The sequence below is a fragment of the Pseudarthrobacter sp. J1763 genome, assembly GCF_050490295.1.
In the GTDB taxonomy this organism is placed as follows: Bacteria; Actinomycetota; Actinomycetes; order Actinomycetales; family Micrococcaceae; genus JBNPEO01.
In genome coordinates this window covers 90,819-110,115 of record NZ_JBNPEN010000004.1, presented here as the reverse complement: position 1 = coordinate 110,115, position 19,297 = coordinate 90,819, and the positions used below count along the sequence as shown (strand labels likewise).

The window sequence follows — 19,297 nt, the reverse complement described above, 5'->3', positions numbered from 1 at the left end:
CTGAGCCACATAACGACGGCGGGGTCCCCACTTGAGTGGGGACCCCGCCGTCGTACTTTTATGGGCCGTGACGCCCGAAGGCGTGCACGACAGCTCAGTTTTCCAAGCCAAGGCTCAGCCGGTCCGGCGAAGATCCGCTAATTTCCGGGGAATGCTGTTTTGGGCGGTTGCGAAAGTTGAGCTCCCGTGCACGAGTTTGCTTTAAGCTCTGGTTTAGAGCCGCTGGTAACGGGAGCGCAGCACGGAGAAAAGCCCGTAGGCAATCAACCCGATGCCGATAAGGGCAACAATCCACACCCCAAAACTCTGCGCCAAAAATGCTTTGAGCGCCTCATCCAGGCCACCCGACTTGGACGGATCGTGTTTGACCGTGGCCACCACAATCAGCAGCCCAACTGCGGCGAGCGCCACCCCCTTGGCGCAGTAGCCAGCCACGCCGAGCCAGATAAATGCTGTGCCAGCTGTGCCGCTCGGTTGCCCACGCAGATGCTTTTCGAAACCTCTCCGGACACCAATCACCACAAAAACTACCCCTGCCACCATGAGGCCGGCCCCAATCGCCGCCAGAAGTACCGTGCCGGGTGTGCTACTCATCAGATCGGCACTGAGTTTTTGGGAGCTCTGACCGCTATCGCTGTGTTTTCCGAGCGCAAAGTTGCCAAAAACTACGGCCGTCGCAGCCAAAACAACCGCCTGCCCGCCAGCCTTGAGTCTGTTCTTGACTTGGTGCTTTGACGCTCCAAAACGCCAACCCATCAACGCCTCGCTTGCCAAGTACAGTGCCAACACAGCGCACACAATAAACCCGGCCCACAGCAACGCCAGCGAGAACGGGTTTGAAGCCAACTGACTTACCGCACCGCTCTGATCGGCGTCGCCCTTTTCCCCCAAAGCCAAGCGCAAAGCAGTGACACCAATCAGCACGTGAACCAGTCCAATGGCGGCATAGCCTGAACGGGCAAGGACTCTGACAACCTTGCTGTCTTTGATGTCATCGACTGCGTCGTCTGCGGAACTCGCAGCGCGCGATACTGCATTACCCATGCACAAATTCTATGGCTGCCCACTCGAAAACAAGGTACGACGGCGGGGTCCCCACTCAGTGGGGACCCCGCCGTCGTACCTTGTAAAGGCTAGTACTACTTCAATGTTCCTTGCGATACGGAACCCTGCAATTGGCGCTGGAAGATCACGTAAACAACCAGTACCGGGAGGACAGTTACTGTCACTGCCGCGAACAACGCACCAAAGTCCACCGCGTAACCCATCTGGCTTGCGAAGGACGCGAGGCCTTGCGAAAGCACCTTGGGGCCACCGGCGTTCAAAGCAACCGGAATGAGGAACTGGTTCCACAAACCCAAGAAATTGAAGATCGCCACAGACGCCAAGCCAGGCTTAGCCATGGGCAACATGATTTGGAAGAACGTCCGCCAGTCACCTGCACCATCCAAAGATGCTGCTTCGGTGATCTCGTGCGGCAAGGACTTGAAGAAGGAGAACAAGAAAAACACGGTGAACGGCAAAGCGAAGCCCACATAGGTGAGGATCAAACCGAACAAGTTGTTCAACAATCCCATGCTGCGCAAAATACCGAACAACGGCACCATGGCTAGGAACGGCGGGAAGGTCAGGCCAGCAAGCATCAAGTAGTAGATGGCGCGGCTGCCCGGGAACACAAAGCGAGCCAAAACGTAGGCACACATGGCTCCGAGCAGCATCACCAAAACCAATGCCGAACCAACCACGATCACTGAGTTCAGGAAGTAGCTGCCGATTCCGGCCTCAGTCCACGCCTTCGCGTAGTTATCGAACCGCCACACTGTTGGCAGTGAGAACGGTGAGGCAAAGATCTCCGAGGAGCTCTTGAACGAGGACATGATGGTCCACAAGAGCGGCAGAATCACGATCGCTGACCAAATGACCAACACTACGTGGGAAACAGAAGCAACAGCTTTGTCCCCCGGGGTGGATTCAACCTTGCGGTGTTCAAAGTTTGCCGGAGCGCTACGGCGTCCAGAAGTTTTAGTCATTGTCATGAAGACACGTCCTCAGTACCGCCCGTCAACCGGTTCACAAGGAACACGATCGCGGAGAAGATCAGGGTGGCAATTGCGAGAACTACACCCATGGCAGTGGCAAGACCGAACTGGCCCTTGTTAAAGGCCGTGAAGAACAATTGCTGTGCCATCACCAAGGTGGTGTTATCCGGACCGCCAGCATTGGGGAACAACGCTGCCATGTAAACGAACGCATCCAAAGCCAAGATGCCCATGTATATGTAGGCCGTCTGGATGTTGTCTCGGATCATCGGGATGGTGATGGAAACCGCGGTGCGGAACCGCCCTGCACCATCAATGCGGGCCGCTTCAAATAGCTCAGCGGGGATGCCCTTGATACCAGCAATAAACAACACCATGTAGAAGCCAACAAATCCCCATACAATCACAAACATGGAGGCACCCATGGCGGTTTCAGGGTTACCCAGCCAGGCAAAGTCCTTGAATCCACCCATGCCCAGGGAGGTCAAGATGCCGTTAAGGAGACCGCCTGAGGGATCATAGATCTGGCCCCACATAATACCGATGGCGATTGCCGGGATTGTGTAGGGGAAGAACGAGACCACACGGTAAAAGCTAGATCCTTTGAGGCCTTTGACTTGCCCTTTGCTGCTGCCGCCCACTGTTACAAGTGTGGCGAAAACGAGGCTCAAAACGATCGTGACGATTGGCAAAACCAAAAGCAGGAGAAGGTTGTTGCCCAGCGCCTTCATAAAGATGTCGTCGCTGAATATTCGGCGATAGTTCTCAAGCCCTACAAAGTTGCTTTTGGGCGAGAAGCCGGACCAGTCTGTCAACGAATAGTAGAAAGCCTGAACGAACGGAGAGATCACAAAGACCAGGTAAATCACTAGCGGCACGCCAAGGAAGACGGCCATAAAGCTCACGCGGTCCCAAGTGAGTTTCTTCCGGCGCGGCCGGACGGCGGCAGGCGTGCTGCCACCGTCCAACTGCGTCTTTAATGCGGGTAGTGTCACTTCACTTCAATCTTTGTCACCGAGCTGTCGTTACGAACCTTGTCCGTGATGGACTGCAGAGCCTTGGTCAAGGTAGCAACGTCAGACTTACCGTCGAGGAACGTGTTCCAGACAACCAGTTGGTCCTTGTTGGTGCCGTAAAGGTCAACAAAGCCCCACGTAAAGATGTCCTTGCCCGCTTCGTCAAGAAGCGTGGTCTGGGAGACCAGGGCAGTGGAACCGAAGCCATCAGCCGGAACGGTGTCCTTGACAATGGTTGGGGCCAGTTTGGTCTTGGCGAAGTTGGTGGCTGCATCCTTGGAGAGCATCACACGCAGCAGTTCCTTACCACCGGCAACGTTCTTACCCTGGGACGGAACCACGAATGGCTCACCAGCGGTCGAGTGCAAACCAGCCTGAGAAAGCTTGCCGTTAGCGGAGACCGAAGGTGCCGGCATACCCATCATCTTGAAGCCAGCCTTGGTCTGGTCCTTCATCTCGTTTTCAATCCACGAACCGGACGGGTAGAGCAGAGCTTCCTGAGCGTTGCTCCACTGTGCCTGGGCTGCGGTGAAAGCGGTACCCGAGCCACCGGGCTTGAAGTGACCGGCCTTAACGTGCTTTTCCAGTGCTGTGAATACGGACTGAACTGCCGGGAGGGACCAGCAGCCTTCCTTCAAGTTGTCCAAGGCGAGACGAACTTCGTCGCCGCCTTCCTTGATAGCGGAGGCAATAGCCATTTCCTGGTAGTACGTGGCAGCTTCCTTACCCCAGACGAACAAGTACTTGCCCTTGGCCTTAGCCTTTTCGCCGAGCTCGAAGGCCTCGTCCCACGTCTTGGGCGGGGTCCAACCGTTAGCTTCAAACAAGGATGAGGAGTACCACACTGCGTATACGGTCAACACGTAGTTGATGGCAGCGAGCTTGCCGTCGAAGGTTCCCGGAGCCAAAACGCCGTCGTAAAGGGTGTCCTTGATGACCGTGCCTTCAAGGTTCTTGGCCTCAATAACGCTGGTCAAGTCTTCGAGCTGCGGCAGGATCGTGTTGAACCCAATGGACTTTGCACCGGAGTTATCGATCAAGTCCGGCGGGTTTCCACCGGCAAAACGCGGCTGCAGTTCCTGGGAGATGTCCGTTGAGGGGGAGATCTTTGCCGTGGAACCGGCCTGAGCCTTCTCGAGGCCCTTGCCTGCAAAGTCTACGTAGTCAATACCGTAGCCACCCTTGAAGATGACTGCATCAACGGTGGACTTGTCTGCCATACCAAAGGGGTTGGTATCGGATACGGCACCCGTAGGGCCGCTTGTGGTGGTGCCTCCTCCACCAGCGCAAGATGCGAGTGCACCTCCTACCGGGATCAAAGCTGCGGTGGCTAGTGCGCCGCGAAGGAATCCACGCCGTGCAACCGGCTGACTCTGGATTTTCATATCGTTACCTTCCGATGACTGATGAGAGCTTTTGGGGGCGTAAGAACGGTCCGCCCTCGCATTTGGGGAGTCAAAACGACGCCACCGCCTGTGTGATATACAACACCAAGAATGCTCGAAACGCAACATTTCAAGGGAGTTTCAATCACATTCTTTCATTAACAACATGTAACGGGCATCACATGCCGATTGTCATCATGGTCTTTTCCCCGGTCAATTGCCAGAGGAAAACCTCAACCGACACTCAAACGAGGCCTACCGTCAACCGTTTGCTCTGCCTCCCATCTGCGTGCCGTAAAATGCCTCTAGATATCACATAGCCAGTTCTATTTCCTGACGTTTCCGTCGCGGACTCCCTATGGTTGATAGCTAGAAGACTTGGGGGTCTCGGTGACTAGAAGTGCCTTGGTAGGTGAACTTCTCAGCCATGTGCGCGCGGGCAAAACCTACGGCGCTTTACTGGTTGGCGACACCGGCTTTGGAAAGACTCGTGTACTCAACGCGCTACGGACTATTCTGGCTGCCGAGTACGAAGTCATTCAGCTCTTCCCCAGCCGATCATTGACTCCCCTACCATTTGGGACCGTCGCTGCAATCATTGGTCACGGAGAAGGCAGCGCCATAACGTTCCACGAAGCCTTAGCCACGATCATGGGCAGGATCCGGGAAACAGCCCACCAAGGCCGTCGCACTCTGATCGTCATTGATAACGCATCTCTCGTCGACCAAGAGAGCAGCGCAGTCATCGCCCAGGCCGTACTGGCTGGCAATTGCCAAGTGATCATGGCTCAACGAAACCTCAGTCGAGAAACAGCTCTGACCCAGCTATGGCGCGATGGTCTGCTCACTCGTTTCCAAGTAGGCCCACTGACTCAGAATGAGGGTTTCGATCTCATTCTGAGCATGACTGGGGGGCGGCTCTCTCACGGTGCTGGGAACTACTTACTGCGCCGAGCCGGTGGAAGCGCAATGGCTCTGAGTGGCCTGGTTGCCGGCGCGCTTGAGGAGGGATCGCTACGTTGTGACGACGGCTGGTGGGTTCTAGATCATCCAACCGGACGCTACGGCGGGGAACTAACGGAAATCATTAATGCGGACCTGGCCGCAATGAATCCGGCTGAACGCAAAATCATTGAACTGGTTGCCCTTGCTGGCCGCGTCCGCTTGTGCGACCTCAACAAGTTGGTCAACAGCGCAGCATTAGACGCACTTCAAGAATCTGGGCAATTAAAGATCGATGCTTCGGGGGAACCCATCGTCCAAATGGCGAATAGGGCACACAGTGGCATGATTCGCCAGCTAGTCCCGATTGGACGCTCGCAGAGCTACCGTCACGAACTCGCCCAAGTTTACGATCCATGGAAAACCAAAGATTTCAAGGGCAAAATTCGCGACGTCACATGGGGGCTCGACTGCGGCATACTCCCATCCGACCAAAAACTCATCATCGCCGCCAGAATGGCCAACCATGAGTTGTACAGCGACGATGCGTTACGCATTGCCACGGCTGCGGTAGACGGTCCGCTGAGGGCTGCGGCCCTCGCCGAACAGGCACAGGCGTTGGTCTACCACAACGATTATCTCCAGGCAGAGCAGTTGGGCATAGCCGCCCTTGAGATCGCTACAAGTGCCGTTGATGGTCTGCGCGCGTTGACCGCTACCTTGCACGCCCAATTACCGTCCAAAGACGGCGAGGAGAAACTTGAACGCGTAGAACGCCTGTATTTTGACCGCTTCCCGGAGGCTGCAGAGTCAAACTCAGGTATAGCCCAAGCATCGCGCATTGTTCTGGCGATGGCTCATCTTAGCCTTGGCCACCTAGACGCAGCCAGAGAATCGTTCGAGAAGCTTCTGGCTGCCCCGGCCGACCTTAGTCCAGTGGCTGAGGCTATGGCCTCCGTGAGTTTGTCCGAAATTCTCTCCGAAACCGGAGACGTCCTTGCGGCCTCAGGCATGGCCAGAGCGGCTTTAGCGGCGATCGGGCGCCAAAGGCACGTAAGTCCCCACACTGCGATCTACATACTCACTAGATCAGCCGTGAATTTCCTCAATGAGGGTGATTTTGCCTCTGCGCGGCACTTGCTTCATAGGGAAGAACCCGAAAATTACAGCATCGAGCTACCAATCGGTGGTCTCAAGCACCTAGGAATTGGTATTGCGTTTATCCACGAGGGACGACTCGCTGAAGCAGCTGAAGAGCTGACCGCAGCTGCCGCTTCCTTAAGGGGTTACGATCCCTAGCAGATGCTTGGCACCGCTCTGAGCCACCTAGCCTACTCACAGGCTGCGAGCGGTCAACATGAAGCTGCACGCTCCCACCTTGATGAACTGGAGCAGTACCACCGTCGCTCTGGTGTGGTGCGCGAACTCGAAGCCCAAGCGATGTCAGTGGCCGCGGAGAGCCTTCTGACATCCACATTTGATGCCTCGCTACAACTACAAACACTGGCCAAACGGTCACGCGAACTAGGTTTGCGCAGCGTTGAACTAACCATTCACGAACTTCTAATTCGGCTGCGTCACACGGAATCGCTGCCGCGCTTTGTGGAATTAGCTGAATCCATGGAAGGACGGCGAGCGAGCCTCTTCCGGACCTTCGCCTCCGCTGTTGCCAGCAAAAGCGGCACGAATTTGGAGGAGGCTGCCGTGCACGCCCACGAACGTGGCTACGTCTTGCTAGCAGCAGAACTCCAGTCCATGGCCATTTCAGCATTTGACGCAGCCAAACGATCAGAACGGGCTCGCCGTGCAACTCAGCGCCTTGTGGCCATGCGCAACGAAATCCCAGACGTCGATTCTCCGTGGTTTACCAACACCGACATCCCGAAACTTACTGCACGCGAGAAACAAATCACCGATCTGGTCCGCGCCGGTCATGGAAACCGGGATATCGCAGACCTCCTGAACGTCTCCTTGCGCACCGTAGAAGGGCACCTCTATCGCTTGTTTATCAAATTGGACGTCTCATCTCGCGAAGAGTTGGCAGAGGTAGCTGCACTACTGGCCTAACAGTCGTTGGCCCAAACGCATCCCAAAACCGGGTAAGACCACCAGCGGTCTAGGCGTGATCTACCGCCTCCGCACACTGTGCCACTGCCGCAGCGGCCAGCTCTTGCTGTTTGGGTGTGCCGAGCCGTTGTGCCCATTGCTCTGCAAGCTGAAATTCCACGAGCGCCTTGGTGAACTCTTTGCCGTCGCTAAGATGCCAGCCAAGGTTGTTGTGCAAAACAATCAGCCAGCGCTTGGTCTGCTGGTCAGTCACAGTGGAGGCGTACTCAATGGCACTGCGGGTCCACAACTCGCAGTGCTCGGCATCGGCAATCGCGAGCATATGGAGCGCGTCCACGGCCAAGAATTCTTCGCCGAGGTGATCGCCCAGTTCGGCAGCCTGTTCAAACAAGGGAACTGCCATTGCGGCCTGACCGGAGGAGTTCAGAACCCTGCCCCGTTCCAGCAAGATCCGCACGCCGATCGTCGGATCTTCCTCGGCGCCCTCGATTGAGTCCAGGTACATGTCCGCTTCTTCGTAGCGGCCTTGCAACCCGATGGCGCGCCCTAGCTGCGTAGCAAGCTCGGCCCGCTCGCCGTCGTCGTATTCTGTGCTTGTGAGCGCCTGCCGGAAGTGTTCCTCGGAGGCGGCCGGATCGGAAAAATTCCAAAGATCGTCAAGGGTTTTTTGGTTCAACATGATCGCTCCCGCTCAGCTTGTGGCCGTGGTCAGTTGAGATGTGGGTCAATTCAATACCGGTCAATGCCAATCTAACGGCTCAAACGGCTCCAGCCGAGTTGTTCACGCTGGCGGCGTGGTAGAGACGCCACCACCAAGTCATAAGAATCTTCTACCATGTCCCGAATCATGGCGTCCGGGAGACCGTCTAAGATCACACCATTCCAGTGTTTTTTGTTCAGGTGGAACGCGCCGGTGATCTGCGGATGAGCTTGCCGCAATTGCTGCGCAAGCACGGGTTCGCATTTGAGGCTCACACTCAACGGTGAGGCCCGCAACGCGCTGAGGGCAAAAACTTTTGGCGGGTGCTTGTCCCCGTCAACGGCGGCGCCCACCTTATATACGGCAGTCTCTGGCCCAAAGGGGTAGTCCTCAAAAGCGCCCGGCAGAGTCAGGCAGAAGGCTCGGAGCGCGGCAGCGTCCATAGACTGTTCCTAGAGGCCAGTGCGGTGGATAACCCTATCCGGGCATTCGTCCATCACTACGTCCAGACCGGCGTCCTTGGCTCGCTGGGCTGCGTCCTCATCAATAACACCGAGCTGCAACCAAACTGCTTTTGCACCCACGGCGATTGCTTGGTCCACCACAGCTCCCACTCGTTGGGAGTTCACAAAACACTCAACGACGTCGATGGGTTGCTGGTCAGCGGGAATGTCAGCGAGGGCTTTGTAACCCTTCTCCCCGTGAACGTCTACGCCTGCCTGGTTGATGGGAATGATGTCCATGCCCAGCTTGTCCCGCACAGTTAAGGAGACGTCGTATGCCGCCCGCCATTCGTTGTTGCTCAACCCAACGATTGCCCAACGCCCCTTGGTGCGCATAAGCCGTTGGATAACTGCTGGGTCATTTTGATGTGCCATAGGGAAAGGCTACCTCCATGATCTGACGGTTTTGGCGCTAGTGCTTCAACAAGCACAGCACGACGCCGGTTCCTCACCCACGTGGGGCAGTTACCGGCGCCGCGCGTACTGGAGTCCTACGGTGCGGTCCTATTCGGCGTCGACAGTCAGAATGATCTTGCCCCGAGTGTGACCGTCCATGTTCAGTCGAAAAGCGTCTGCTGCCTGATCGAGCGGGAAGGACTTGGCTACTTCTAGGCGTAGCCCGAGTTCATCAACCATCGTGACGAGTTCCTCCAGATCTGAGCCCACCGGATTGACCCACATCCAGGTGCCGCCGTGGGCTTCCACCTCGGCATCGGCAATCGAGGCATGGCGTCCACCCTGGACCAACACGGCGAGCGTCGCTTCGAGGTTTCCACCAGCGAAGTCCGCAACAACGTCGGCGCCGTTGGGGCTGAGTGCACGCACACGTTCGGCGAGGCCTTCACCGTAAGTGACAGGCTCGGCACCGAGTTCGCGCAGGTAGCCGTGGTTCTTTTCCGACGCGGTTGCAATCACGTGGGCGCCCATGGCCTTGGCAATTTGGATGCCGAGCGATCCAACGCCACCCGCGCCGCCATGAATCAGTAAGGTTTCTCCGGATTTCAAACCTAATCGGCGAAGGACTTGGAAGGCGGTTAGCCCTGCAAGTGGGAGGCCGGCGGATTCGTTCCAGTCCAGAGTTGTGGGCTTGGGGGCAAGGAGCCGCTCGGGCAAGGCAATGTATTCGGCAAAGCTACCGCCTTGGACAAAGTCCTTGCGTCCATAGGAGATTACTTCCTGGCCGGGCTTGAAGTTGGGGGCGTCAATACCTACCGATTCCACCACGCCTGCCACGTCCCAGCCGGGGATTGCAGGGAACTGGATGTCCATCAGCGGGTCAAGGTATCCGGCCATGATCTTCCAGTCCACTGGGTTGACCGAGGCGGCTTTGACCTTTACCAGAACCATTCCAGGCCCAACTTTGGGAAGTGGCTGCTCTGTGAGTTCAAGAACGTCAGGGTTTCCGTATTTGCTGTAAGTAATTGCCTTCATAGCTGGTCAAACAGCGAGCCACTAGGGAGTATTCCACCACGTCTACGTCAAACCCTCCGCAGCCAAGTGGCTACAGAAGGTTTGATAAGGGTCTGTGCTAGTCGTTGATGAGGTCGTGAACCACAATGGTCTGGTCGCGGTCCGGTCCCACACCGATTGCGGAGAAGCGGGTTCCGGAGAGCTTCTCGAGAGCCAGCACATAGTTGCGAGCATTCTCGGGTAGATCCTCGAGAGTGCGGGCCCCCGTAATGTCCTCGGTCCAGCCATCAAAGTATTCAAAGATCGGCTTGGCATGGTGGAACTCGGTCTGCGTCATCGGCATTTCGTCGTGGCGCACACCGTCAACGTCGTAGGCCACGCACACGGGGATCTGCTTAATACCGGTGAGCACGTCCAGCTTGGTCACGAAGTAGTCCGTGAAACCGTTCACGCGCGACGCGTGGCGCGCCAGCACGGCGTCGTACCAACCACAGCGGCGCGGGCGGCCGGTGTTCACACCGAATTCGCCACCGGTCTTCTGCAGGTACAAGCCCATCTCGTCAAATAGCTCCGTGGGGAACGGGCCGGCGCCAACACGAGTGGTGTAAGCCTTGATGATGCCGATCGAGCGGGAGATGCGGGTGGGGCCGATGCCCGAGCCAACCGACGCGCCACCGGCGGTGGGGTTCGAGGAGGTGACGAACGGGTAGGTGCCGTGGTCAACGTCCAGGAATGTGGCCTGCCCGCCTTCCATCAACACAACCTTGCCCTCGTCCAGTGCCTTGTTGAGTACATAGGTGCTGTCAATGACCAAGGGGCGCAGTCGGTCCGCGAAGCTGAGGAAGTATTCCACAATCTCTTCGACATCAATGTCCCGGCGGTTGTACACCTTGACCAGGAGTTCGTTCTTTTGCTTGAGAGAGCCTTCAACCTTTTGGCGCAGGATGGACTCGTCAAAAACGTCCTGAACACGGATACCCAAGCGGGCCACCTTGTCCATGTAGGCGGGGCCAATGCCACGGCCCGTGGTGCCGATGGCGCGCTTGCCGAGGAAGCGTTCGGTCACCTTGTCCAGCGTCTGGTGGTACGGAGCAACCAAGTGGGCGTTAGCCGAGACGCGCAGCTTAGAAGTGTCAGCGCCACGGGCCTGCAGCCCATCGATTTCTTCAAAGAGCGCCTCGAGGTTCACTACACAACCGTTGCCAATGATGGGCACCGCGTTGGGGCTGAGGATACCGGCAGGAAGGAGCTTGAGCTCGTACTTCTCGCCGCCTACGACGACGGTATGCCCGGCGTTGTTTCCACCGTTTGGTTTGACCACGTAGTCAACACGGCCGCCGAGCAGGTCAGTAGCCTTGCCTTTTCCTTCGTCGCCCCATTGGGCTCCAACGATCACGATAGCTGGCATGGGATCCTCCCCCAGATTCACGGGCCGAACCACAGTCAGCTGGCTGCAGATCAGCGCCGTACATAAAAACGCCCCCATGTCCGCCGGCGCTCACGCTGCTGCGTGTACCGATGCAAGAGGCTAGGGGCTCTTACCTAGCAAGTTTAGCGGATAGGGCCCACATCACCTTAGCGGGCCCTATCCGTTCAAGGCAGTCGCGCCAGGTGCTTATCCGCCCAGACCTGCAAGAACAAACACCAAAGCTGCAATGGCGAAGCCCATCACACCGATCAGGGTTTCCATTACAGTCCACGTCTTCAGTGTGGTTTTGACGTCCATTCCAAAGAAGCGGCCAACCATCCAGAAGCCGGCGTCGTTCACGTGTGACGCAACAACAGATCCGGCGGCAACAGCAATAACCAGGGCGGCCAGCTGCATGCCATCGAATCCGGCGGTAGCAACTGCCGGGGCAATCAAACCAGCGGTGGTAGTTAATGCAACGGTTGCCGAACCCTGTGCAATACGCAGGATCGAGGAGATCAGGAAACCGGCCAAAATCAGCGGAATACCAGCATCACCAAGGACATCAGCCAGAGCCTGGCCAATACCGGAAGTACGCAGAACAGCACCGAACATTCCACCGGCACCGGTAATCAAAATAACCGAGCAGACCGGGCCCAATGAGGATTCCAAGAGGCGCTCGAGCCGCTCACCGTGCAAACCGCGGCGAACACCAAGAACCAGCACAGCGACAAAAACCGAGATCAGCAAGGCAACCGGGGTGTCACCTAGTGCGCGGAGGATCTGAAACCATTCCTGGCCTTTGACCGAATCAGGCAGAACGTGGGAGGACGCCAAGGTGTTCAGCCCGGTGTTGAGGAAGATCAAAACCAAAGGCAACAGCAGGACACTCACCACGGTGCTGAAGCGCGGAGGGTTGGATTCGGCTTCTTCAGATGCCTGTCCCAGAATTTCCGGAACGGGCAGCACCAAACGGCGCCCGGTCCACAGACCGTACAAGTAGCAGGTTAGGTACCAGGTGGGAATCGCGGCGATCAGGCCCACAATAACTACCAGTCCAACGTTGGCGCCCAGAATTGCGGAGGCAGAAACGGGCCCCGGGTGCGGCGGCAAAAACACGTGCATCACGGAAAAAGCACCAACGGCGGGCAAGCCGTAGCGGAGCACACCGCCCCCAAGGCGATGAGCCACAGCGAAGACCACGGGGAGCATCACTACCAACCCGGCGTCGAAGAAGATGGGGAAGCCGAAGATCAGCGAGGCAAGACCCAAAGCGAAGGGCGCCCGCTTTTCACCGAACACACCAATAAGGTAGTCGGCCAGAACTTTGGCGCCGCCAGAGGTTTCAACAATCCGGCCCAGCATCACGCCAAGACCCACCAGCAGGGCAACAGTACCCAGTGTGGTTCCGAAGCCGCTGACTAGAACACTGACAACTTTGTCCGCTGGGATTCCGGTAGCGAACGCCGTGCCAAGGCTGACGGTAATAAGAGCAAGTAGTGCGTGCACCCGGAAACGGATGATGAGGACCAGCAAGACGATGATGGCCGCCGCAGCGATCAGCATCAAGGGTCCAGCGCCCAGGGTTTGAGTCCATCCTTCGATGGTCATGATTCTCCTTTGAAACAGATTCGTGGGTGATGCAAAGCGGCTTTAGGCCGCGGAAAGATTCAGACGTTCGACGACGGCACTGACGATCGCTTCCGGCTTCTGGGAGATGTCCAGACGGACACTGCCTTGGGCCAGTTCGGCCTCGGTGAGCGGTTCGAGGGTGGCCAATTGGCTTGGCAGAAGTGTGGGCGGCATAAAGTGACCTTCACGCCCACCCATCCGTTCGCGCAGCAGCTCTGGTGAACCGTCGAGGTGAACAAACACCACTGTGCCTTCGGCTTCAGAGAGCAATTCTCGGTAGGTGTGCTTCAAGGCAGAGCAGGTCAGGACGGTATTTTTCCCGGCCTTCGCCTCGGTGCTCATCCAGTCACGAATGCTACGCAGCCACGGCCAGCGGTCCTCGTCTGTCAGTGGGGTGCCGGATTCCATCTTGTTGATGTTCTCAGCGGGGTGGAACTGATCGGCCTCGGCCATGTCCCAGCCCAATTCTTGGGAAAGCGCTTCAGCGATCGTTGACTTGCCTGCGCCGGCAACGCCCATAACGACCACATGGATTGCAGATGACTTCATTGCCCTACCTCCGCAGGAAGACGTCGTTGGCTTCTCACGAAGCTCAGACCTGAAGCGGGATGCAAGAGGTCCGAAACAAAAAGATAGCACCATTAGAGCCGAATTGGTAGTACTTTATGTGGCTTTAGTCATACTTTTGATGATTTTGGCCTAGACTACTGAAGGAAATCAGGGGCGGTAGGGGCATCAATGACGACGGCAACACCAGAGGCGACAACACCAGAGGGCAGCGGCCTTCATCAACGCATGCTGGACACCTTGGGCGAGTCCATTGCCTCAGGCCAACTAGCCCCGGGGACCCGACTCACGCTGGATGATCTTCAGCAAGAATTTGGTGTTTCCCGCACCATCGCCCGGGACACCACCCACGTTCTGGAATCGATGAATCTGGTCTACTCTCGCCGGCGTGTGGGCATTGTGGTTCAGTCCCCTGAGCAGTGGAACGTTTTTGACCCCAAACTCGTACACTGGCGGCTCGCATCGAGCCGTCGCGAAGCACAATACGCCTCACTGACAGAGCTGCGGATCGCCGTTGAACCCATTGCCGCGGCAGCCGCCGCACGCCGCGCCTCACATTCCCAACGCGGCGACCTTTCAGCGCTGGCAGCAGAGCTGCGGCGCCTCGGCGAAGCAGGTGACCTTGAAGCATTTCTGGGTGCCGACGTCGCATTTCACCGGCTGTTGCTGCGAGCCAGCGGTAACGAAATGTTCGCTGCTCTAGATCAGATGGTGGAAGAAGTCCTCACCAGCCGAACCCGGCAAGGCCTGATGCCGTTTCATCCTCGTGAGACGGCGCTCCAAGCGCACGAGGACGTTGCGTCAGCCATCGCCTCCGGGGACACCAACAAGGCCGAAGAAGCCATGCACGAGGTGGTCTCAGAAGTCCGCCGAGCCATGGGCCTGGAGTAGCGGGGCGCCAAGTACCGTTCAGTATTTCCGCAAGTTCACCGGCCCTTGGCCAGACCATCGATTGCGAAGAAGAGCGCTGCAATCCCCTAATAATCGCTGAAGTTCCTCGGTGCTATTGGAGAGCGCACGCATCACTAATCCGGTGCTGCCGGCAATAGTTCGAGTCAGGGAAAGGCCGGTGTGGGCCTGGTGTGCTGAGGCCAGCGTGTGCAGCTCATCGGCGAGCGCCTGATCCACGCGCGAGTCCACCACTAACAGCGAGCCCACATGGCTGAACCCCTCCATAAATCCAAGGCCTGTAACGTCAGCCAATGGGGGCCGGATCAGCAGGTTGTCGAGGGCCAGAAGATCGCTGCCGGCCTCGGTTTCAACATAGATTTCGGTGCGGAGCCGCAGCTCCTCATAACGGAACGTGGCGCCATCCGGCGACCACCCTGGCGTGACGATTTCGGCCATCACCAGGCACGACGACGGCCGGACAGTAATGTGCGTATCCTGCCGGTAGCTGGCCTCCCGATACGCAATAAGCTGGTCCGGCATCAGCTCCAGTTTGGCGCGCTCACCGAGCTGAATTCGCATTCGCTGCTCGGCAAAGGAATCCGGCGTCCGGTAAATTTTTGTGGCCGATTGTGTGGTCAACAGTAAATCAGCGCCGCCCTCCACCTCCACGTCAATCACGTAAAGGTCAGCCCCCAAATAGGCCCCGCCAGGGTTGACCATCACATAACAAACCTGCCCCGAACCATCCAAGTAATGCGGCCGTAAAATCCGAAGCGCACCCTTGTGAAATTGCCGAGAAGCGACGGATTTCCCGCTCCGTTCACTGATCACAAGCTCAAGCTCACCCCGAGGCGCAACCACCGTCAAGATGCGAGGTCAAGCATCAGCACATCCCGACGCACCCATTCGATCACCGCGTCAAGGCCCTCGTCAGTTTTGAGGTTGGTGAAGCAGAACGGCTTAGCTCCACGGAATTCACGCGAGTCCCGTTCCATGACTGAAAGGTCTGCGCCAACGTGTGGTGCGAGGTCCGTTTTGTTGATGATAAACAGATCCGACTTGATCATTCCTTGGCCAGCTTTGCGAGGGATTTTCTCCCCCTGCGCCACGTCAATGATGTAGATAGAGAAATCCACCAGTTCGGGGCTAAACGTGGCGGAGAGGTTGTCCCCGCCGGATTCCACAAAAATCACCTGAAGGTCCGGGTGTCGGGCTTTGAGTTCTTCGATAGCCGCCGTGTTCATGGAGGTGTCCTCGCGGATGGCAGTGTGCGGGCAGCCGCCGGTTTCCACCCCAATGATTCGGTCCTCGGGAAGAATGCCGTTGGCGGCCAGAATCTTGGCATCCTCAATGGTGTAGATGTCGTTGGTAATGGCCGCCATGGAAATTTCCCCGCTCATGTGCCGGGTGAGGCGCTCCACAAGCTGGGTTTTTCCGGCGCCTACGGGGCCGCCAATGCCGATTTTGATGGGCTCACTCATGATGGTCTCCTACTAACTCATAAACATTCGAGCACGTTGAAATTCGTGCCTCATTTGCGAAATTTCCAGGCCGGGGCTGACCGCGCCGAAGTCGTCCAGCGTCAGGTGCATAACCTTCTCGACGGCGGTAGCAACGTCGTCGGACGCGGACCGGAGTAGCCGCTGCCCTGCGTTTTGCCCCAGCGGAATGGCGCGGACGGCGTTCTGGGTCAGCGACGTCACTGCGGCAAAAAGGTAAGCGGCTAGCGCTTCGGCAAGTGGGACACCGAGGGAACGGGCGACGACGGCGAACGCCAAGGGTTGGTGCCCTGCGGCGCGGCCGGTGGTCACTAGGTTTCGGTACCGTGCCAGCTCGGCCGACGCGAATACTTCGGCGCCGATCTCCAACAGACGGGTTCCCATTTTGATACTGGCTTGGCGAATCTGGCGGGGCAACAGGGACGCGCTGAGCAGAGTATCCAGCTCTTCCACCGCCGTCCCCTGGTAGAACAACCGAATAGCCAGGCCGTCAGAATAGCTCAGCTGCTGCGAAATAAAGGCGGAAAGCCACACCCTAAAGGAGCGTTCGTCGCTGATTAGTTCGCGCTCGACGTACCCCTCGAACCCCAGCGAGTGCGCAAACGCCCCCGTTGGCAAGGCCGAATCTGTCAGCTGCTGGAACGCCAGCTGATAGCTAGTGGCTGTGTTCTGCATGGCGGAACGGTACGGGCATCACGCGTTCTTGACGGTTGTAAGGCACCTCAACGTGCTTAAGATAGTCCTCCACAGTGTGGTCGTAGGCGCACACCATCACCTCTGCTCCGTATTCGGAGGAAGCGTCGAAGAACTGGGCTTGGAGGTGCCGGTTACCCAGGGAGTGGGCCACAACGCCCATTTCGTGAATGGTCCGTGGCGCGATCACCAGAACGTCGGTAGGCAGAACTGAGACCACAATCAGATTGGACTCGGCGACGTGCAAGATGTCGCCATCGCGCAGATCTCCGGAGCCGGAGGGCAAGCGAATACCAATCTCCTTGCCGTGATCGGTGGTGACACGTTGAATGCGTTTGACCAGCTGGTTGCTGGGAAGCACCACCTTTTCGCGGTGCAGCCCAGCGTAGCTGGCAACTTGTTCGGGCGGCAGATCGTGCACATTGCCCAGTATTTTCTCGATGATCACGTCAGACTCCGGTGGTGGTTAGAAGAGGAAGTACCGCTGCGCCATGGGCAGTACATCGGAGGGTTCGCAGGTGACGTCCTCACCGTCCACTGACACTTTGTAGGTTTCCGGGTCTACTTGGATGTCCGGGGTGGCGTTGTTGTACTTCAAGTCCGCTTTACTTAGGGACCGGATGCCGGATACTGGCCGGATAACTTTTTCCAGACCTAGTTCCTCAGGCACTCCAGCCTCGATTGCGGCCTTTGACAGGAAGGTGATGGAGGACTTTTGAAGCGCCTTGCCAAAGGTGGCGAACATGGGGCGCATGGTTCGCGGTTGCGGGGTGGGGATGGAGGCGTTCGCATCGCCCATCAGAGCGTACGCGATCTGACCACCCTTGATCACTAGTTCCGGTTTCACTCCAAAGAAGGCTGGGTCCCAGAGCACCAAGTCAGCGAACTTTCCTTCCTCGACTGAACCGATGGAATCGGCCATTCCCTGGGCCAGCGCGGCGTTGATGGTGTACTTCGCTACGTAGCGTTTGAGCCGGAAATTGTCGCTTCCTTCACTGCCGTGCTGGGTGCCTTCCGGGTCCTTCAACACTCCCCGTTGCTTCTTCATCTTGTCAGCAACTTGCCAAGTACGGGTGATCACTTCGCCCACCCGGCCCATGGCTTGGGAGTCTGAGGAGGTGATGGAGAAGATACCCAGATCTTGGAGGACGTCCTCTGCGGCGATGGTTTCGGCGCGGATGCGGGAGTCCGCAAACGCCACGTCCTCAGGGATGTTGGGGCTCAAGTGGTGGCAGACCATCAGCATGTCTAGATGCTCTTCGATGGTGTTGCGCGTGTACGGCAAAGTGGGGTTGGTGGAGGCCGGCAGGACGTTGGGCAGCCCGGCGATTTTGATAATGTCCGGGGCGTGCCCGCCACCGGCTCCCTCAGTGTGAAAGGTGTGGATGACGCGACCGTTGATGGCGTTGATGGTGTCTTCAACGAATCCGCACTCGTTGAGAGTGTCTGTATGGATGGCCACTTGAACGTCAAACTCGTCAGCCACTTTGAGGGATATGTCAATGGAGGAGGTGGTGGATCCCCAATCCTCGTGGACCTTGAGCCCAATGGCCCCAGCGCGGATTTGCTCGGCAAGCGGCTCCCGCGCGGAGGCATGACCTTTTCCGAATAGCCCGATGTTGATGGGCAACCCTTCGGCGGCTTGCAGCATTCGCTGAATGTGCCACTTTCCGGGTGTGACAGTGGTGGCTTTGGTGCCCTCGGCAGGCCCAGTTCCACCGCCCACCATGGTGGTCACACCACTGGTCAGCGCAGTGGGGACTTGGTCTGGAGAGATGAAGTGAATGTGCGTGTCGATGCCACCGGCGGTGAGAATTTTCCGCTCCCCGGCGATGATCTCAGTGCTCGCACCGATGACAATGTCCACGCCGTCAGTGATCTGTGGGTTCCCGGCCTTACCGATTTTGAAAATGTGCCCATCCCGCAGCGCAACGTCCGCTTTGTAGATGCCTGTGTAGTCAAGGATCACTGCGTTGGTGATCACGGTGTCCGGGACGTCTTCATCACGGGTTACCTGCCCGTTTTGACCCATACCGTCGCGAATGACCTTCCCACCGCCGAACACCACTTCCTCGCCGTACACAGTAAGGTCCTGCTCAATTTCGAGGAACAAATCCGTGTCCGCCAGACGGATGGAGTCGCCCGCCGTCGGGCCATAAAGCTCCGCGTATTGCTGGCGTGGAATCTCAAAACTCACTGGGCGTCCTCCTGGCGTGCGGTGACGGTTCCGGCGTCGAGCGGGCCGTTGACCGCATTGCTGAGGCCGTGAACTTCCCGCTTGCCGGCGAGTTCAATAAGCCTGACGGTTCGGCTGTCCCCCGGTTCAAAGCGTGCCGCAGTTCCTGCCGGAATATCCAGCCGGCAGCCGTGAGCGGCCTCGCGGTCAAAGGACAACGCCGCGTTCGCCTCGGCAAAGTGGAAGTGAGAACCCACTTGAACGGGCCGGTCACCGGTGTTAATAACGATGACGTCGCGCGCCTGCCGCCCCGCGTTCACTGAGATCGGTTGGGACTTGAGAATGTATTCACCTGGGATCATGGCCAGC

At 57.7% G+C, this 19,297-nt stretch carries 20 protein-coding genes; 3 read left to right on the top strand and 17 right to left on the bottom strand.

All coding sequences use genetic code 11. From position 1 onward, the window contains the following. Nucleotides 1-213 precede the first annotated feature (213 nt). The 4 genes from ACQQCD_RS05460 to ngcE all read right to left on the bottom strand — a co-directional run bounded on the left by ACQQCD_RS05460 (nt 214) and on the right by ngcE (nt 4,440). The gene (locus ACQQCD_RS05460; protein WP_430267401.1) at nt 214-1,044 is read right to left on the bottom strand and encodes a DUF1206 domain-containing protein; all 831 of its coding nucleotides are present in this window, start codon (nt 1,042-1,044) and stop codon (nt 214-216) included. 95 nt (nt 1,045-1,139) lie between these two features. Then, complete coding sequence (locus ACQQCD_RS05455) at nt 1,140-2,036, bottom strand: carbohydrate ABC transporter permease (protein ID WP_430267400.1); 897 nt, start codon at nt 2,034-2,036, stop codon at nt 1,140-1,142. Continuing rightward, nucleotides 2,033-2,935 (bottom strand): carbohydrate ABC transporter permease, encoded by a 903-nt coding sequence (locus ACQQCD_RS05450; RefSeq protein WP_430267542.1) that lies wholly within the window; start codon nt 2,933-2,935, stop codon nt 2,033-2,035. Before ACQQCD_RS05450 ends, ACQQCD_RS05455 begins: the two co-directional genes overlap by 4 nt. Nucleotides 2,936-3,030: 95 nt before the next feature. Further along, nucleotides 3,031-4,440 (bottom strand): N-acetylglucosamine/diacetylchitobiose ABC transporter substrate-binding protein, encoded by a 1,410-nt coding sequence (gene ngcE, locus ACQQCD_RS05445; RefSeq protein WP_430267399.1) that lies wholly within the window; start codon nt 4,438-4,440, stop codon nt 3,031-3,033. A 390-nt stretch (nt 4,441-4,830) separates the two neighbouring features. Between ngcE and ACQQCD_RS05440 the strand changes: the two genes are divergently transcribed. Then, a complete protein-coding gene (locus ACQQCD_RS05440; protein WP_430267398.1) occupies nt 4,831-6,681 on the top strand; it encodes a hypothetical protein in 1,851 nt (616 codons plus the stop codon). A 3-nt stretch (nt 6,682-6,684) separates the two neighbouring features. Continuing rightward, on the top strand, nt 6,685-7,449 hold the full coding sequence (locus tag ACQQCD_RS05435; RefSeq protein WP_430267397.1) for a response regulator transcription factor: 765 nt from the start codon (nt 6,685-6,687) through the stop codon (nt 7,447-7,449). A 49-nt stretch (nt 7,450-7,498) separates the two neighbouring features. Here ACQQCD_RS05435 and ACQQCD_RS05430 read toward each other — a convergent pair whose 3' ends face one another. The 7 genes from ACQQCD_RS05430 to ACQQCD_RS05400 form a co-directional block, all read right to left on the bottom strand. Continuing rightward, on the bottom strand, nt 7,499-8,128 hold the full coding sequence (locus ACQQCD_RS05430) for a hypothetical protein (protein ID WP_430267396.1): 630 nt from the start codon (nt 8,126-8,128) through the stop codon (nt 7,499-7,501). 71 nt (nt 8,129-8,199) lie between these two features. Further along, nucleotides 8,200-8,592 (bottom strand): MmcQ/YjbR family DNA-binding protein, encoded by a 393-nt coding sequence (locus ACQQCD_RS05425; protein ID WP_430267395.1) that lies wholly within the window; start codon nt 8,590-8,592, stop codon nt 8,200-8,202. A 9-nt stretch (nt 8,593-8,601) separates the two neighbouring features. Continuing rightward, nucleotides 8,602-9,027: a CoA-binding protein gene (locus tag ACQQCD_RS05420; RefSeq protein WP_430267394.1), complete on the bottom strand. Its 426-nt coding sequence runs from the start codon at nt 9,025-9,027 to the stop codon at nt 8,602-8,604. Between the two features lie 129 nt (nt 9,028-9,156). Further along, a complete protein-coding gene (locus ACQQCD_RS05415; RefSeq protein WP_430267393.1) occupies nt 9,157-10,083 on the bottom strand; it encodes an NADP-dependent oxidoreductase in 927 nt (308 codons plus the stop codon). A gap of 97 nt (nt 10,084-10,180) precedes the next feature. Next, on the bottom strand, nt 10,181-11,470 hold the full coding sequence (locus tag ACQQCD_RS05410; RefSeq protein ID WP_430267392.1) for an adenylosuccinate synthase: 1,290 nt from the start codon (nt 11,468-11,470) through the stop codon (nt 10,181-10,183). Nucleotides 11,471-11,677: 207 nt separating this feature from the next. Continuing rightward, nucleotides 11,678-13,081 carry a GntP family permease gene (locus ACQQCD_RS05405; RefSeq protein WP_430267391.1) on the bottom strand — a complete coding sequence of 468 codons (1,404 nt, stop codon included), beginning with the start codon at nt 13,079-13,081 and terminating at the stop codon, nt 11,678-11,680. Between the two features lie 42 nt (nt 13,082-13,123). After that, the gene (locus tag ACQQCD_RS05400; RefSeq protein WP_430267390.1) at nt 13,124-13,651 is read right to left on the bottom strand and encodes a gluconokinase; all 528 of its coding nucleotides are present in this window, start codon (nt 13,649-13,651) and stop codon (nt 13,124-13,126) included. A 189-nt stretch (nt 13,652-13,840) separates the two neighbouring features. Between ACQQCD_RS05400 and ACQQCD_RS05395 the strand changes: the two genes are divergently transcribed. Further along, on the top strand, nt 13,841-14,560 hold the full coding sequence (locus ACQQCD_RS05395) for a FadR/GntR family transcriptional regulator (protein WP_430267389.1): 720 nt from the start codon (nt 13,841-13,843) through the stop codon (nt 14,558-14,560). Nucleotides 14,561-14,578: 18 nt separating this feature from the next. Here the strand turns inward: ACQQCD_RS05395 and ACQQCD_RS05390 are convergent, their stop codons facing one another. From ACQQCD_RS05390 to ACQQCD_RS05365, 6 genes are read right to left on the bottom strand one after another with little or no spacing between them, the layout of a single operon-like run. Beyond that, nucleotides 14,579-15,430, bottom strand: a complete 852-nt coding sequence (locus tag ACQQCD_RS05390) for an urease accessory protein UreD (RefSeq protein ID WP_430267541.1) — start codon at nt 15,428-15,430, stop codon at nt 14,579-14,581. Then, nucleotides 15,424-16,041, bottom strand: a complete 618-nt coding sequence (gene ureG / locus ACQQCD_RS05385) for an urease accessory protein UreG (protein ID WP_430267388.1) — start codon at nt 16,039-16,041, stop codon at nt 15,424-15,426. Before ureG ends, ACQQCD_RS05390 begins: the two co-directional genes overlap by 7 nt. A gap of 12 nt (nt 16,042-16,053) precedes the next feature. Then, a complete protein-coding gene (locus ACQQCD_RS05380) occupies nt 16,054-16,734 on the bottom strand; it encodes an urease accessory protein UreF (RefSeq protein ID WP_430267387.1) in 681 nt (226 codons plus the stop codon). Beyond that, nucleotides 16,715-17,200, bottom strand: coding sequence for an urease accessory protein UreE (gene ureE, locus ACQQCD_RS05375; RefSeq protein WP_430267386.1), 486 nt, complete (start codon nt 17,198-17,200; stop codon nt 16,715-16,717). The genes ACQQCD_RS05380 and ureE overlap by 20 nt, the downstream gene beginning before the upstream one ends. Before the next feature lie 18 nt (nt 17,201-17,218). Continuing rightward, a complete protein-coding gene (gene ureC / locus ACQQCD_RS05370; RefSeq protein ID WP_430267385.1) occupies nt 17,219-18,949 on the bottom strand; it encodes an urease subunit alpha in 1,731 nt (576 codons plus the stop codon). Further along, nucleotides 18,946-19,290 carry an urease subunit beta gene (locus ACQQCD_RS05365; protein WP_430267384.1) on the bottom strand — a complete coding sequence of 115 codons (345 nt, stop codon included), beginning with the start codon at nt 19,288-19,290 and terminating at the stop codon, nt 18,946-18,948. The genes ureC and ACQQCD_RS05365 overlap by 4 nt, the downstream gene beginning before the upstream one ends. Between the last annotated feature and the right edge of the window lie 7 nt (nt 19,291-19,297).